The sequence below is a fragment of the Peptostreptococcus sp. genome (genome assembly GCF_977045075.1).
Genome location: NZ_CDRRTB010000028.1, coordinates 1 through 16,378, shown reverse-complemented (window position 1 = coordinate 16,378; position 16,378 = coordinate 1). Strand labels below are relative to the sequence as shown.

Here is a 16,378-nt window from a genome sequence, read left to right as displayed (position 1 = left end):
TCCGCTAACCTAAGTCTTGGACTAATCTCCTTTTATTTGACTAGAAAAAATGATATAATAAAAAGATAAATACATGAGAATAAACATATAATAATAAATATATAAAAATAAATATATAAGGAGGCTTATCGTGAGTGATACATGGATAGAGGTTACTATTGATACTACAACTGAGGCTGTTGAGGCCATTACAAATATATTATATGAGCATGGTGCCCAGGGTGCTATGATAGATGACCCAAAGGACTTTTTCTTCCAGAAGGCCCATGAGTATGATTGGGATTATGCAGAGGAAGAGCTTTTTCAGAGGGCAGATGGAGATGAATCTGTAAGGATTAAAACATATATTTCAGAAGAAAAGGATGTAGAAGGCTTTATATCTTTAATTAGTAAAGAGGTCAAGAAGTTGACTGATTATGGGATAGATATAGGTCATGGTAGGGTCTATACGGAGTCAGTAAAGGAAGAGGACTGGGCAAACAACTGGAAGCAGTACTATAAGCCTACTAGGATAGGAGATAATATAGTCATAAAGCCTGAATGGGAGGACTATGAGGCAGGAGAGAATGACCTGGTTATTAGGATGGATCCAGGTATGGCCTTTGGTACAGGTAGCCATGAGACTACTAGTATGTGTATAGCCAATCTTGAAAAGTATGTCGACAAGGATTCTACAGTCTTTGATATAGGCTGTGGAAGTGGTATTTTAGGAATTGTAGCTGCCAAGCTTGGCGCCAAGGATGTAGTGGGTATTGATATAGATGCCGTAGCTGTCAAGGTTGCCAAAGAAAATATTAGTAAGAATGGTGTTGATAAGGTTATGGTTGCCATGGAAGGGAACCTGGCTGACGATATGGACAAGGATAAGAAGGCCGATATCGTGGTGGCAAATATCATAGCTGATATTATAGTTATCCTGGCCAAGGATGTGAAAAGCTTCTTGAAAGAGGGAGGTATATTTATATCATCGGGTATAATTTTGGCCAAGATAGATGAAGTGGTTGCTAGCCTTGAAGAAAATGGATTCGAGCTAGTAAGTGTAGAAAAGAAGGGCGAATGGGCCTGTGTAATTGCTAGGTAGGAGAAGGTATGGATAGGTTTTTTGTAGAGCCAGAGCATCTTAATTTAGATGACAGGACCCTTTATATAGATGGGGAAGATGTCAAACATATTAGCAAGGTCTTGAGGTATGGACAGGGCGATGAAATAGAGGTTTGCGATTCCAATGGGCACGAATATATATGTAGGATTGAGTCCATTGACAAGACCAGAATAGACCTGTCTATAGTGGATGAAGTCGACATAAATAGGGAATCAAGGATTAGGGTCAGCCTCTACCAGGGAGTCCCTAAATCAACTAAGATGGATATAATACTACAAAAATTGACTGAGGCTGGTGTAGATGAAATAGTGCTTGTAAATACCAAGAGGTCTGTAGTTAATATAAAGGGAGACAAGGCTGACAAGAAGTTTGACCGTTGGGAAAGAATTATATATGAGGCGGCCAAGCAGTGTAAGAGGGGGCTGATACCTAAACTAAGGGGAATACTTTCCTTTAAAGAAGCCCTTGAAGATATGGGTAAAAATGATATTAATATATGTCCATATGAGGTGGAAAAAAGTCTTGGCATAAAGGAAGCCCTACAGACAGACCAAGTGAAAAGAATATTAGAAAATAAGGATGAGGTCAGGGTTGGTATATTTATTGGTCCTGAAGGAGGTTTTGCAGAAGAAGAAAATGAAATGGTCAAGGCGGCGGGTATAGCCTCTGTGACCATGGGACCAAGGATATTCAGGACAGAAACCGCATCTATTGTGGCCACAGCCATAACCCTTTATGAGCTGGGTGATATAGGAGGAATTTAATTTGAAAAAGGTGGCATTTTATACATTGGGCTGTAAGGTCAACCAGTATGAGACCGAAGCAATGCTTGAAATGTTTGAAAAAAACGGTTATGAAAATGTGCCTAGCGAAGACTATGCTGATGTATACGTAATAAATACCTGTACAGTAACCCATATGTCTGACAGGAAGTCTAGGCAATATATTAGACGTGTAAAAAAGAAAAATCCAAAATCTATAATAGCTGTTGTAGGCTGCTATTCCCAGATTTCGCCAGAGGAAATCTTGGACATAGAAGATGTAAACCTAGTAATGGGTACCAATGACAGGAGAAGTATCGTAGACAAGGTTGAAAATATAGATTCAGGTTCTAAGGTCAGCACAGTTGACGATATTATGAAGGTAAGAGAATTTGAAGAGATAGAGATTAGCCAGACAAATGGTAAGACTAGGGCCTTTATAAAGATACAAGATGGCTGCGATAGATACTGTAGCTACTGTATAATACCGTATGCAAGGGGAAGGATCAGGTCTAGAGATAGAAGAAGTATTATAGATGAGATAAGGAAGCTGGCAGAAAACGGCTACAAGGAAGTGGTCTTGACTGGAATCCATGTCGCTTCATATGGTAGGGACCTAGAAGAAGACATAGATATACTGACGGTAATAAAGGATGTAAATGAGGTTGATGGTATAGAGAGGATAAGGCTAAGCTCTGTAGAGCCGGTCCTATTTACAGAGGACTTTATAGACCAGATAAGTAAGATTGATAAGCTGGTTCCCCACTACCACCTGTCACTCCAGAGTGGTTGCGATGCTACCCTAAAGAGGATGAATAGGAGGTACACTACAGAGGACTATAGGAGGACTGTTGACAACTTAAGGGCTAGGATACCTAGGGTATCCTTGACTACAGATGTCATAGTCGGATTTCCAGGTGAGACCAATGAGGAGTTTTCCCAGACCCTTGCCTACCTAAAGGACCTCAAGCTAATGCATATGCATGTATTCAAGTATTCTCCAAGAAAGGGAACTCCTGCAGCCAGTATGGAAGATCAGGTCGATCCACAGATGAAGCAAATGAGGAGTGATTCCCTGCTTGCCCTATCAACAGAGAATTTTAGGCTCTTTGCCGACCAATTCAGAGATACAGACCTAATGGTACTCTTTGAAGAGGTTGACAAAGATGGATACTATGAGGGCTTGACTGACAACTATATGAGGATTAAGGTAAGGTCTGACCAGGACATAAGAGGCCAGATATTACCAGTAAGGATTGAAGAAATTTGCGATGATTACTGTGTAGGAGACCTAGTATAGGCCTACTAGCAGAAATAATAAAAAGGAGGAAAAAATCATGATAATAACTACAACAGGAAAGGTAGAAGGAAGAAGTGTTGATGCCTACTTAGGCATAGTATTTGGTGAGGTAATCACAGGTATAAATATATTCAAGGATATCGGTGCAGGCCTAAGAAATATCTTTGGCGGAAGAAGCCAAGGTTATGAAGAAGAGCTAATGACAGCTAGAGAAAATGCCCTAAAGGAACTAGAGGAGAGGGCTAAAGCTATGAGTGCTGACGCAGTTATAGGCGTTAAGATGGACTATGAGGTACTAGGTGCTGACAACGGAATGTTGATGGTTACTTGCTCAGGAACAGCAGTAAAGCTTAATTACTAGTAATGAAACGAGTAGCTAGTTTATATGCTAGCTACTTGTATATATTAATTTGATATACAAAAGTAATATAAAGACAAGATATGGAGGTAAGGATATGGATTGTATTTTTTGTAAATTAGCAAATGGTGAAATACCAACAAATATGGTGTATGAAGACGATAAGGTAGCAGCCTTTAGGGATATGAGTCCGGTTACACCAGTTCATATTCTAGTTGTGCCTAAAAAGCACTATACTAGCTTAGAGGATATAGCATTGGAAGAAATGGATATTATAGGAGATATTCATAGGGCTATTAGAAAGATTGCAGCCCAGGAGGGCTTTGCTGAAAATGGATATAGGATAATCAATAATTGTGGCAAACATGGTGGCCAGGAAGTTCCTCATATCCACTATCATTTACTAGCAGGTAAGCCACTAACTAAGTTAATAACAGACTAGAGATTCAATTTTTGGAGGGATGAGATTTGAAAAATCCAATAAAGAGAATTTTTGCAGTGTATTTTAGTCCAACAGGTGGATGTAAGAATATATGCCTGAGAATTACAGGCATGATGGCAGAAATTTTGGGCCTAGACATTTACGAAATTGATTTGACTAGTTTAGAAAATAGACATAAGCTATATGAATTTAGTCGTGGAGACCTAGTATTTATTGCTAGCCCAGTATATGCAAGTAGGCTACCTAATAAGATAGTCGATGACCTTAGGACATGCCTTTTATCTAAGGAGGCCTACGCTGTACCCATGGTAGTATACGGCAACAGGAGTCCAGGAGATGCCCTAAATGAACTAAGGTCGGTCTGTCAAGGGGCGGGATTTTCTATAATAGCTGGTGCAAGTCTAGTGGCTAGGCATGCTTTTTCAGACCAAATAGGACTTGGTAGGCCAGATGACCTTGATTTTGAGGAATATAGGACCTTCGTTGAATCTATTGAAAGCAAACTAAAAGCTGAAAGCATAGACTTTATTAGACTAGAGGATAACTACGATCCGGAACCCTACTATGTGCCCCTAAAGGTGGATGGAAGTCCAGCCAAATTTTTAAAGGCCAAGCCAAAGACTGATATATCCAAGTGTGACCAGTGTGGTATATGCTACAGGGTCTGTCCAATGTCAAGTATTAGCAAGGAAAACTATTCGGACATAGTTGGTATATGTATCAAGTGCCAGGCCTGCATCAGGAGGTGCCCACAGGATGCCAAGTACTTCGATGATGAAGACTTTTTGTCGCATGTTGACATGGTTAGGGATAATTTTACTAGTAGGGCTACAAATAAATTCATATAAAAACTTGAATTTTTTTTAATAGTCTGATAAAATTAGACTTATTAAAAATGCTATAAGAAATGCTTTGAAGGAGAAAAGTAGGCTAGTACATGTAAGCCAGAGAGTAGTTGCTTGGTGAAAAACTATTTACTGTATTATTTGAAGTTCGCTCCGGAGCAGTCCAGCTGAATTAATAGTAGGTTGGAACGTGATGTGCGTTAAACTTTTGAGGTGGTTTGTGATGTATTATTTCATAGACTATTAGGGTGGTACCGCGATTTCAGACCTTTCGTCCCTATGGATGGAAGGTCTTTTTTATATTCAAAAGTATATATGAAAGGAATGTTGGATATGCAAGAAAAATTAAAAAATCTTAGAAAGCTAGCTGAAGAGCAGATTAAGTCAGCTGGAAATATGGAAGAAGTTGAAAAATTGAGAGTGGACCTGCTTGGTAAAAAGGGCGAGTTAACTAAGATACTTAAGGAAATGGGCAAGTTGTCTGCAGAAGAAAGACCTGTAATAGGTAAACTTGGAAATGAAATCAGGGAAATGATTACAGATGGAATTGCTGAGAAAAAGGAAAGCATCAGAGCTTGCATGCTCGAGAAAAAGATAGAAATGGAAACTATAGATGTGACTATGCCAGGCAAGGAATTTAAGGTTGGCAAGAAGCATATTATCAGCAAGATGGTAGATGAGGTAACAGAGATATTTATGGGTATGGGCTTCTCTATAGCTGAGGGTCCGGAAATAGAAACTGTTAGGAACAACTTTGATGCCCTTAATGCACCAAAGGACCACCCATCTAGGGATATGACGGATACTTTCTATATTACAGAGGACATCCTTCTAAGAACTCAGACATCACCAGTCCAAATCAGGACAATGGAAGAAGCTGTTAAGAATAATGACCTGCCACTTAAGATAATAGTACCAGGTAGGTGCTTCAGAAGTGATAGTCCTGACGCTACCCACTCACCAATGTTCCACCAGATAGAGGTCTTGGTTGTAGGTAAGGACATTACCTTTACAGAATTTAAGGGAACTATGGAGACCTTCGTAAAGAAACTATATGGGCCTGAAACAAAGACTAAGTTTAGACCACATAATTTCCCATTTACAGAACCAAGTGCAGAGATAGACGTATCATGCTTTAAGTGTGGCGGTTCAGGTTGTTCTGTTTGTAAGGGAGAGGGTTGGATAGAAATACTTGGAGCAGGTATGGTTCACCCTAATGTACTTAGAAATTGTGGTATTGACCCAGAAGTATACTCTGGCTTTGCTGCAGGTATGGGTGTAGAAAGACTAGGTATGCTAAAGTATGGAATCGACGATATCAGACTTATGTTTGAAAATGACGTTAGGTTCTTGGACCAGTTCTAATTAGGAGGTAGTAATATGTTAGTTTCATTAAAATGGTTAAGAGATTATGTTGATATAGACCTTGATGCCCAAACATTTGGTGACAAGATGACTATGACGGGTACTAAGACTGAAACAGTAGAGTACTCTGGTCAGGAAATATCAAATGTAGTGGTAGGTAAGATTTTAAAAATAGAGGGGCACCCGGATGCCGACAAGCTGGTAGTTGCCCAGGTTGAGGTTGGACAGGACCAGCCAGTCCAGATAGTAACAGGGGCAAAAAATGTTTCTGAGGGAGACTATATACCAGTAGCCCTTGATGGAGCAAAGCTACCAGGCGGTGTAACTATAAATAATGGTGAGCTTAGGGGAGTAAAATCAAATGGAATGATGTGTTCATGCAATGAATTGGGCATAGATGAAAAGTATGTAGATGACTATAAGAAAAATGGAATTTATCTATTGGATATGGAAGATACATATGTGCCTGGTATGGATATTAAGGAAGTATTGGGACTTAATGATGCAGTTATAGACTTTGAATTAACATCAAATAGGCCAGACTGTAGGTGTATGATAGGTATAGCCAGAGAAGCTGCTGTAACTTTAGGAACTAAGACTAAGTATCCAGAGGTAAGCGTAAAGGAAGAGTCAGACAAGGAAATTGATGTTGAAATAAAGATAGATAACACCGACCTATGCACTAGGTACCTAGCAAGAAGGGTGACTGATGTAAAGATAGCAAAGTCACCATACTGGATGCAGAGGAGGCTGATAGAGGCAGGTGTAAGACCTATAAACAACATAGTGGATATCACTAACTTCGTAATGCTAGAAATGGGCCAGCCTATGCATGCCTTCGATATGAGGGAGATTTCCAACAAGAAAATAGTGGTAAGAAATGCCCAGAAAGATGAAGTATTCACTACACTTGACGGCCAGGAAAGAAAACTAGATCCAGAAATGTTGATGATAACTGATGGTGAAAAGACACTAGGTATTGCTGGTATAATGGGCGGACTTGATTCTGGAATCAAGGATGATACGGAAGAAATCATGTTTGAGTCAGCAGTATTCAACCGTGAAAATATTAGAAAGACATCTAAGAAGCTAGGACTAAGGTCAGAGTCTTCTTCAAGATTTGAAAAGGGTGTTTCTATTGATAATGCAGAATTAGCTCTAGAAAGAGCTGCCCAGCTGGTAGAACTACTTGGTGCTGGTAAGGTGATGAAGGGTAAGGTTGACGTATATCCTGAGGTTAAGCCAGTACAAACAATCACAGTTAGCCCTAGAAGGATAAATGCCAGAGTTGGTATAGATATACCTATGGACAAGTTCTGTGGAATACTTGAAGACCTAGAATTTAAGTGTAATCTAGTTTCTGAAGATGAATTAATTCTCGAGGTACCAAGCTTTAGGTTGGATATAGAGCAGGAAGCAGATATCTTTGAAGAAATAGCAAGAATATATGGATTTGAAAATATACCATCTGTCCAGCTACAGGGTAATTCAACAGCAGGTGTAAAGACTGACAAGCAGAAGTACCTGGAAAGAGTAAAAGATACAGCTATTGCATGTGGCCTATACGAAACATTGACATACTCATTTGTTAGTCCTAAGGGACTAGACAAGATTAGGGTTCCTCAGGATTCTAAGCTAAGGGATGTTGTTAAGCTGATAAACCCACTAGGCGAGGATACATCTATAATGAGGACTAGCCTAATACCAAATATGCTAGATGTAGTATATACTAATGCATCTCGTAATATAGACCAGTTAGCTATATTTGAATGCGGTCATGTATTTACTCCAGATGATATGGCAGGAGTTGAGGAAACAAGGATTTGTATAGGAATGTACGGCGATGATGTCGACTTCTTTGTACTAAAGGGAGTAGTTGAAAAGATATTTGAGAGAGTTGGCCTAAGAGGACATAGGTACCTAGTAGAAAAGAATAATACATCTTTCCATCCTGGTAGGTGTGCAGATATCTTCTGTGGTAACAAGTTACTAGGAACAATTGGTGAAATACATCCAGAGGTTCTAGCCAACTATGGTATAGGCAAGAGGGTCTATATTGCTGAAATCGACCTTGATACAGTATATAGTCAGGCTGATGATACAATAGTATTTAAGTCATTACCTAAGTATCCAGCTATCACTAGAGATATTGCCCTAGTGGTTAAGAATGAGGTTGAGGTTGCAGCTATAGAAGAGGTTATCATGGATAATGCGGGTGGCCTAGTTGAAGCTTGTAAGCTATTTGACGTCTACAAGGGAGACCAGATAGGACAGGGATATAAGTCTGTTGCATATTCAATCGTCTACAGGAGTTCGGACAAGACCTTGACAGATGATGATGTACTTGCTGTACACGACAAGATCTTAGCAGAGCTAAAGGCAAGACTTGGGGCTGAGTTAAGGTAGTAGATTTAAGAATTTAATAGGTAGTAAAAGGGAGCCAGCATCCAGTCGTTCGGACTAGAATGCTGGCTCCCAATTTTGTTGGAGACTATTTTTATAGATTAGTCCTCATTTTTGTATTTGAGAGTTAAAAAGAACTTTTAATAAAACTTTTTATAAGGTTTTCATTACCATAGATAGGAAGTTTTCTATTTTCGTTATTATCCAAGAACAAGACAGTATCTGCAACTTTGGATAGTAGTTCCATATCATGAGTGATAAGAATAATAGGTTGACTTTCTTTTTTTTTCTCAATTTCCTTGGCTACCATATCCATCCTTAAAAAATCTAATCCTGCAGAGGGTTCATCTAGTATTAGAAGCTTTCGTTCACTCAGTAGTCCTAGCATGAGTGTCAATCTCTGTTTTTCTCCAACGGATAATTCTTGAGGTCTTAAACTCCTTTTATTCCATAGGTCTAGGTTAATTAAGAGCCCTTTTACCCTAGATAAATATTCTTGGTCTTTTAACTTATTTCTAGGTATTAGCTCATGTTCGATAGTATGGGAAAACAACTGAGACGAGGCATCCTGCATAATAAAATAAGAATTTTTAAGTCTTTCTTTTTTATTTTTTCCGTAGCTGGTAAAGCCAGACCTTATTGGTAGGAGACCTGATAGTTGCCTAGATAAGCTAGTCTTTCCTATACCATTTTTACCTAGTATAGCCATACATTCACCTCTTGAAATATTAAAATTGACATCTTTTATAAGGCATTTTTTGCCAATTTCTACACATAAATTTTTGACTTCTAAGTAGCCATCAAAAAAGGATTCTTCATTGGTATATTTGCTAGGTATTCTGGTTTTAGTAAGCAGTTTATCTTCATCAAGACAACGTAAATTATTTTCTTTAATAATATTTTCACTAACTTTTTCTCTTTCATAAATATTGCCTATTTTACCATCTTTCATTATAAGTAATTTATCAAAAATATTTTTTAAATAGTATAGTCTGTGTTCTGCTATTATTATAGTTTTGCCTAAGTTTTTTAGTTTTAAAAGAGCCTTTTCTAGGTCTTTTATAGATGAATAGTCTAAACTAGCTGATGGTTCATCAAATATTATTACATCCGTATCATAGATTAGGGTAGAGGCAATAGCTACCCTTTGCCTTTGTCCACCTGATAGGTCGAAAACTGACATATTTCTAATGGAATCAAGATTCATAAATGAGATGGCTTGATCAACTTTTTTTACTAGTTCAGAATGATCCATACCAAGATTTTCTCCAACCAGGGCTATTTCATCTTCTGCTATAGTAGAAAAGAACTGGTCCTTGGGGTTTTGAAAGACATTACCCATGTATTTAGCAATTTCTCCGTTTAAGAAACTAGAGATATCTTTACCATTTAGATAAATAGAACCTCTAAGATTACCTTCATAAAAATATGGTATAAGGCCATTGATTGTTCTCAGTAGGGTTGTCTTACCACAGCCTGACAGGCCAGATATTAGTATACATTGACCTTTTTTAATATTTAGGTTGATTTTCCCTAATATCTTATTTTCTCCATAGGAATATTCATCTATTGATATATCTATGATGCTGTTTTTATCTAGATTAGGCACGTTCTTTTCTTGGGACTTTAATATATTATCATTTTTTTTATCTATATTAATTATATTTTCTTGTATTTTATCCATATACAACCTCCAAGTATTAAAAATCCCACAGCTAGGACTAGTGTATCTAGGTAAGAAAATTTGAATTTCCTGTAATTTGTCTTCTTACAGGGGTAGTCTATTCCTTTAGTAATTATAGAACAAGTCAGAATGTCACTAATATCCAAGACTTTGTACATAAGGGGTACAATAAAAATCTCAAAGCTACGTATAGGGTGAATAAGATTAAATCCAAGTCCCCTTGTTTTAGCACCTTCATGAATTTGTCCAAGCCTAGCATAAAACTCAGGCAGGAATCTAAAAAATATGGCTATGCTTATACATAATTTATGGGGTAGCCCTATTTCCCTAAAAGTCGCCATAAGTATATTGGATGAATAACTAGAAAAAATTTTTGCCAATATAAATAAGGGACTAAGCTTTATCATAATAAGTAACATAGCATAGATTGCTCCAGTCCAATACCCCATTTCTAATCCTATATTAATAAGTTTGGCTAACAAGAATAGAATTAGTAAGCAGGCTAGGCTCTTTAGGCTTTCTTTTTTAATTACAAGAACCTCCATAAGGATTGCTAGGATAAGCATGGCCAGGTAGAGGCTTTGATTTGCTATCAGGGTAGATATGGAGAAAAGTACCATCAAGATAAAAATGGTAATGGGTTTAAAGTAGCTCCTATCATTTTTTGCTGAAATTTTCATTAGTCTAATATTGATCCATTCTTTATATTTTTGGCAAAGAACTTTTTGTGTATATATTTTGCCAGTAATACACCCAAAATAGAAGCAATTATCTGTATACACATTATTACTAAAAAGTTCCTAGGATTAAAGAAAAAGTCATGCATCCACTGGGCCTTTTCAAGTGTGAACATCTTAGAAAATTGATTTACTAGACCTTGAGTACCCAGGACAAGTATGAAAAGGAAACCATGCAGGGAGTATATTGCTTCTGCAATTACAAATGCAAGTCCTATGCGCTTATATTCATTATCGTCATCATAATTGTTTTTAGTTCCAGCAATTATTTCGCCAACAATACCAGATAGGAGCATGATAATAAGCATAGGCCAAAATCCCATTACAGAATATGCAAGACCTGATATCAAGTAGTATAGAAAGATGCAAGATTTCTTGTGAATCTTTTTGTACATTATAATAAATATGGGAGCTGTAAGTAGGCTACCTATTGATGTGTGTATGAAGGGACCATATATTCCCAAAACACTAGAAGCCATACCTGTTACAATACTAATTACAAAACCTATTACACCGAATAGAGTTATTTTTACGATATCTTTTAAATCCATTTTTTACCTCCTATAAATTTTTACTGTTTCTGATTTTTCCATAGTTTGTAGAATAAGCCTTGATTTGCAATCAATTCATCTGAAGATCCTTCTTCTACAATACGACCCTCATCAAGGACAATTATCTGGTCAGCATTTTCAACAGTCCTCAACCTATGGGCTATTATTATCACTGTTTTATTTTTTATAAGCTTAGACAAAGCCTTCTGTATTTTGGTTTCATTGTCAGCATCGACACTGGAAGTAGATTCATCCAGGAATATGATCGGTGCATCCTTTAGGATAGCCCTGGCTATGGATATTCTCTGCCTTTCACCGCCGGATAGTAGGGCCCCGTTTTCTCCGATTTTAGTCATATAGCCATCTGGTAGGTTCTGGATAAAATCATCTAGTTGGGCAATCTTGGCAGCCTCCATTACCTCCTGGTCTGTGGCATTTTTCTTTCCTATTCTGATATTTTCCATAATAGTGTTATTAAAGAGGATGACATCCTGGAATACAATTGAATAGTGTTTTAACAAGCTTTCGGGATCTATATCCCTGATGTCTACCCCACCTAGCTTGATCTGCCCGGAATTTACATCCCAAAATCTCAGCATTAATTTTGTCAAAGTGGACTTTCCACAGCCTGATGGGCCTACAAGGGCCGTAGTTTGACCCTGTTTAGCAAGGAAACTAACATCCTTGATAACCATTGTATCATCATAACCAAAAGTCACATTTTTCAACTCTATATCAAAGTTATTTATATCTACATCCTGGCCGGTCATTAATTCGGTATTGAAGATTTCTTTCATTCTTTCGCTAGGAATCTGAACCAGCATAAATTCTATGATAAAGGCCAGGCAGGCATCCATAGGTGAGTAAATAACCAGGCAGGCGATTAGTAGTCCTAGGTATTGGGCCAGGCTAAGACCTCCACTAGTGTATTGTCCAATTCCAACTAAAATTGATGAGAGTACGCCCAACCTCAGCAAGGAGCTAATTGGTCCCAACATAAGGGGGATAGATATCTCTGCCTTTAGGTGTTTTTCTTCTTCTTCATCTAATTGGATTTTAAATTCATCCAAGGTTTTTTCCTGTCTCTGGTAACCCTTGATAGGGAGTATATTTTCCAGAATTTCCTGGATGGAGTCAGAAACCTTGAGTTTTTCATCGTGGTGGATTTTTTCCAATCTTATCATCTTGTTTCTAGCTGCAAATATCAGGGCTAGTCCAAGAGGGAAGGGCCACATAAGGGCAATAGCCATTTTGACGTTCATACTAGCTATCATTAGTCCTATCAGGCATACAGAGATTATATTGCCATAGAATGGGGGTACTGAATGGGAATATGCATGCTCCATACTTTCCATATCGCTCATTATAGTAGCGGTAAGGTCAGATAGGTCCCTCTTGTTGAAGAAGGATAGGGGGAGTTTTCTCATATGCTCTGATAGGGAAATCCTCTTTTTAGCTATTTCAGTGTATGTAGTAGTATATACGCTATCATACTGAAGTCTATTTGCAAGATATATGCATACAATTGTTAGGGGCACCAGGATGATATAGTAGATAGGTGTATACCTAGCCTGTGTATGGAATTTATATATATTTAGGCTCTCATCCAAAAATAGGAAGACTATCATCATTGGTAGCATGAATGATATATTTAGGAGTGCGCTATATATTACTCCCTTTGACATCTTTTTTGCACCCTCAGGAGAGAGTGAATATTTATTTTGTAGAAATTTATTCATTTTATACCCTCCATTCTATACTCTTTGAATAATTCTTGTAGAGGTCTTTATAATATGCGCAGTTATCAATCAGGTAGTCATGTTTACCCTTGTCGAGTATCTGACCCTTCTTCATAACAATTATCTCGTCTACGTTTTTTATTGAATTTAGCCTGTGGGCTATCATAATAGTCGTCCTATTGGCCTTTAGTTTTTCTAGACTCTTTAGGATTTTATTTTCATTTTCCGGATCGGCAAAGGCAGTAGCTTCATCCAATAGGAGGATTGGAGCATCCTTTAAAAATGCCCTGGCTATAGAGATTCTTTGTGCTTCACCACCGGAAATATAGGTTCCCTTTTGACCAATAATAGTATCAAGTCCATTATCCATCCTGGCCAAGATATTTTGACAACTACTGGCTTCTATTGCACTGGTGATCTCAGCATCACTATAGTCACGTCCCATGCAGATATTTTCCCTTAGGCTCATTTTAAGGAGCTTATTTTCCTGGAATACTATAGCCAATTTGGACATAAGTTCACTTTCTTTTATTCTTTTTATATTGACCCCATTTAGCCTTATTTGACCTTTATCTATGTCATAAAAACGGCCTATAAGGTTTAGAAGGGTTGACTTGCCAGAACCACTTTCGCCTACCAGGGCATAGGTCTTATTCTTTTCGAAGTGTATACTTATATTAGAAAGGGCAGGAGTGTCCTTGCCTGTATAAGTATAAGTCACTTGGTCGAATACTATACCACTTTCATCCTTCTTATCATAGTCGAACTCTTTTATAGGGTCTAGGTCGAATATAGTGTCTAGCTTCTGCATTGTTACTGCGAACTGGTTCCTGGATTCTGATAGGATTGCCAGTCTCATCAGGCTGGAATGCAGGTTCATGGAAATTATTATATAGAGGATAGAATCTGTCAATAATTTAAGTGGTTGATCTGCTCCGTTAATCAATATAATTGTTATTGGTCCTATTAGAATTGTTGGTAGGTATAGGGCCAGTGTGTAGAGAGTCATTGGCAATTTACAGTAGTTGACGAAAAATTTGGCCTTTTCATCATAATCCATGATAACCGAATAAAATTTTTGGAAACTTTCGATAGTTTGGTTGAAAACCTTGACTACAGGCATACCCCTGATAAATTCTACACCGCTGATACTCAGGTTTTCTGATGTGGTCATATATTCTTCCATAAGTTTTTTAGTCTTAGGTCCCATCATCATAGACATACTTGCCATGGCAAAGGCAATACCCAGTAGGCAGATAATTCCAAGTTTAATATCCACTACAAGGATTAATACAATCATGAGTATAGGTACGACCACAGCCGAAGCCATATCAGGCATAATATGGGCTATAAAGCTATGGGTCTTTGAGGCGTTATCATCTATCTTCCTCCTGATCCTACCTGAATCTTCGTTTTCAAAATAACCTATAGGTAATTTCATCAGGTGGGAAACTGCCCTCTTCCTGATATTTTTTTCTACCCTAAAGGCTAGAAGATGTGAAAAAGCCTGACTTAAGAGTCCGGTTAGTATACCTATAACCTGGCTGATAAAGATCCATAGGGCATATGTCTTAATTAGCCGAATATTTACCTGGTCGCTCGTAATTAATTCCATGGCTATTTTCCATACAAAGTAGTAGGGGATTACAGCTACTATACCAGAAAATGACGATATCAAGATGGATAGAGGGTAGCAGTATTTTTTATCTCCACCATATTGGTTGACTATCCCTGAAATACTAATCTTAGATTTTTTTTTCTTGGATTTCATTGTTAGCCTCCTTTATATAATATATAATAGTAATTATTACAAGCTAATATTAACTTATATTGATAACGATTTCAATATTTACAGGGAAATAAAGACTAAACAAAATAAATGGCTAATCGAGATAAAAAAATGAGGGGGATGGGAATATGGCATATGAATTTGAAAATTTTTTAGTAGAAATGGGTTTTGAAAAGTTGCACAAGTCAAGCAGGTATTCTGACCTGGGAGTTACTTATAGGATTAAGTCAGATGAGATGGATGGATACTATTGGTTCTATGATACCGATTTATTTTCCGTTAATATTCATGATTTTTTGGTAAAGAAAGATTTGGTGGTATGCCATAAGATGTCTTCAGATTCAGAAGTTGAGGCAACGTCATCATTTGTAAAGGCTGCCCATGGGGAGTGTCTGACACCCTATATGTCAGTAAATGACAGCATGGTATTTGTAAGTTTTCGTGAAAATTATACCTTTAGGTTTATATTGCATGGTGGATTCCCTTATTTTTCTGTAGGAGTGGAGTTCAAGAAAAAGTTCATAAATGACTATGTGACAGAAAATTTTAATATCAGTCCAAACAAGCTACGCAAGGCCCTACAAAACTCGAATAACAGTCCTATCGCCAGGGATATAGGTAAACTAGTTGATGAGATATTGGAATACAGGTCTACCAGTCCAGGCAGCGAGATGTTTTATGAAATAAAGGTCAAGGAGTGGCTAAGGCTGACACTAAATTATTATTTTGAAGAGGATAAAAAGATAAAACTAAACCAGGTAGATGATGATGCCTTGAAAAATGTTGCCTCCTATATTAGTGACCACTATGCCAGCCAGATATCTCAAGACCTCTTATGTGAGATAGCTTTAATGGGCAAGACCAAGTTAAAGGAGAGCTTTAAGTCGAAGTACAATATGACTATTACGGAGTATATACAAAGAAAGAGAATAAATGTGGCAGAGCATATGCTATTAAATACAGGTTTGAGTATTAGTGAAGTTTCCAGATCTGTTGGCTACAAGTCCCAGAGTAGGTTTACCCAGCTGTATAAAAAATATACGGGTACATATCCTAGACAAATTAAAAAGTGCAGGAAGGTATGATATAGGCTAGAAGCTAGATACAATATTCAAGGAAGGCTTTTTTACAAGTCAAATTTGGTGTATAATTATAATATTATAGATAATTAAAATGAAAGACCAGCTATCAAATGTCAATACAAAATAAAAAAGAAATTTCACACTGACATTATTGCATAGCAAATAAGCCTAATGAATAGGCTTGAAAAATTAATAATATTGACAACTAAATATTTGGAGT

The 16,378-nt window shown here is 37.5% G+C and carries 14 protein-coding genes and 1 other annotated feature; of the genes, 9 read left to right on the top strand and 5 right to left on the bottom strand.

Features of this window, described 5'->3' with window-relative positions; genetic code table 11:
* Nucleotides 1-130 precede the first annotated feature (130 nt).
* The 8 genes from prmA (at nt 131) to pheT (ending at nt 8,579) form a co-directional block, all read left to right on the top strand.
* Nucleotides 131-1,081 (top strand): 50S ribosomal protein L11 methyltransferase, encoded by a 951-nt coding sequence (prmA, locus tag ACW6OJ_RS03835; RefSeq protein ID WP_456095815.1) that lies wholly within the window; start codon nt 131-133, stop codon nt 1,079-1,081.
* A gap of 8 nt (nt 1,082-1,089) precedes the next feature.
* Nucleotides 1,090-1,866: a 16S rRNA (uracil(1498)-N(3))-methyltransferase gene (locus ACW6OJ_RS03830; protein WP_456095814.1), complete on the top strand. Its 777-nt coding sequence runs from the start codon at nt 1,090-1,092 to the stop codon at nt 1,864-1,866.
* 1 nt (nt 1,867) lies between these two features.
* Nucleotides 1,868-3,163: a tRNA (N(6)-L-threonylcarbamoyladenosine(37)-C(2))-methylthiotransferase MtaB gene (mtaB, locus tag ACW6OJ_RS03825; protein ID WP_456095813.1), complete on the top strand. Its 1,296-nt coding sequence runs from the start codon at nt 1,868-1,870 to the stop codon at nt 3,161-3,163.
* Nucleotides 3,164-3,200: 37 nt separating this feature from the next.
* Nucleotides 3,201-3,524 (top strand): putative heavy metal-binding protein, encoded by a 324-nt coding sequence (locus ACW6OJ_RS03820; RefSeq protein WP_456095812.1) that lies wholly within the window; start codon nt 3,201-3,203, stop codon nt 3,522-3,524.
* Nucleotides 3,525-3,618: 94 nt separating this feature from the next.
* Nucleotides 3,619-3,963, top strand: a complete 345-nt coding sequence (locus tag ACW6OJ_RS03815) for a histidine triad nucleotide-binding protein (protein ID WP_293430342.1) — start codon at nt 3,619-3,621, stop codon at nt 3,961-3,963.
* 26 nt (nt 3,964-3,989) lie between these two features.
* Nucleotides 3,990-4,811, top strand: coding sequence for an EFR1 family ferrodoxin (locus ACW6OJ_RS03810; RefSeq protein ID WP_456095811.1), 822 nt, complete (start codon nt 3,990-3,992; stop codon nt 4,809-4,811).
* 55 nt (nt 4,812-4,866) lie between these two features.
* Nucleotides 4,867-5,090, top strand: a binding site (T-box leader).
* Nucleotides 5,091-5,141: 51 nt separating this feature from the next.
* Nucleotides 5,142-6,173: a phenylalanine--tRNA ligase subunit alpha gene (gene pheS / locus ACW6OJ_RS03805; protein WP_455105207.1), complete on the top strand. Its 1,032-nt coding sequence runs from the start codon at nt 5,142-5,144 to the stop codon at nt 6,171-6,173.
* Nucleotides 6,174-6,188: 15 nt separating this feature from the next.
* A complete protein-coding gene (gene pheT / locus ACW6OJ_RS03800) occupies nt 6,189-8,579 on the top strand; it encodes a phenylalanine--tRNA ligase subunit beta (RefSeq protein ID WP_456095810.1) in 2,391 nt (796 codons plus the stop codon).
* Between the two features lie 124 nt (nt 8,580-8,703).
* Here pheT and ACW6OJ_RS03795 read toward each other — a convergent pair whose 3' ends face one another.
* Genes ACW6OJ_RS03795 through ACW6OJ_RS03775 form a run of 5 tightly spaced genes read right to left on the bottom strand, consistent with a single transcriptional unit; the run spans nt 8,704 to nt 15,058 of the window.
* Entirely contained in the window at nt 8,704-10,260 is a 1,557-nt protein-coding gene (locus ACW6OJ_RS03795) for an ABC transporter ATP-binding protein (RefSeq protein ID WP_455105205.1), read from the bottom strand.
* On the bottom strand, nt 10,236-10,940 hold the full coding sequence (locus ACW6OJ_RS03790; protein WP_456095809.1) for an energy-coupling factor transporter transmembrane component T family protein: 705 nt from the start codon (nt 10,938-10,940) through the stop codon (nt 10,236-10,238). The genes ACW6OJ_RS03795 and ACW6OJ_RS03790 overlap by 25 nt, the downstream gene beginning before the upstream one ends.
* The gene (locus tag ACW6OJ_RS03785) at nt 10,940-11,548 is read right to left on the bottom strand and encodes an MptD family putative ECF transporter S component (protein ID WP_455105204.1); all 609 of its coding nucleotides are present in this window, start codon (nt 11,546-11,548) and stop codon (nt 10,940-10,942) included. Before ACW6OJ_RS03785 ends, ACW6OJ_RS03790 begins: the two co-directional genes overlap by 1 nt.
* Nucleotides 11,549-11,568: 20 nt before the next feature.
* Complete coding sequence (locus ACW6OJ_RS03780) at nt 11,569-13,287, bottom strand: ABC transporter ATP-binding protein (protein WP_293429466.1); 1,719 nt, start codon at nt 13,285-13,287, stop codon at nt 11,569-11,571.
* Between the two features lies 1 nt (nt 13,288).
* Nucleotides 13,289-15,058, bottom strand: a complete 1,770-nt coding sequence (locus ACW6OJ_RS03775; protein WP_455105203.1) for an ABC transporter ATP-binding protein — start codon at nt 15,056-15,058, stop codon at nt 13,289-13,291.
* 146 nt (nt 15,059-15,204) lie between these two features.
* Here ACW6OJ_RS03775 and ACW6OJ_RS03770 point away from each other — a divergent pair, with 146 nt between their 5' ends.
* The gene (locus tag ACW6OJ_RS03770) at nt 15,205-16,161 is read left to right on the top strand and encodes a helix-turn-helix domain-containing protein (RefSeq protein ID WP_293429460.1); all 957 of its coding nucleotides are present in this window, start codon (nt 15,205-15,207) and stop codon (nt 16,159-16,161) included.
* Nucleotides 16,162-16,378: the final 217 nt, after the last annotated feature.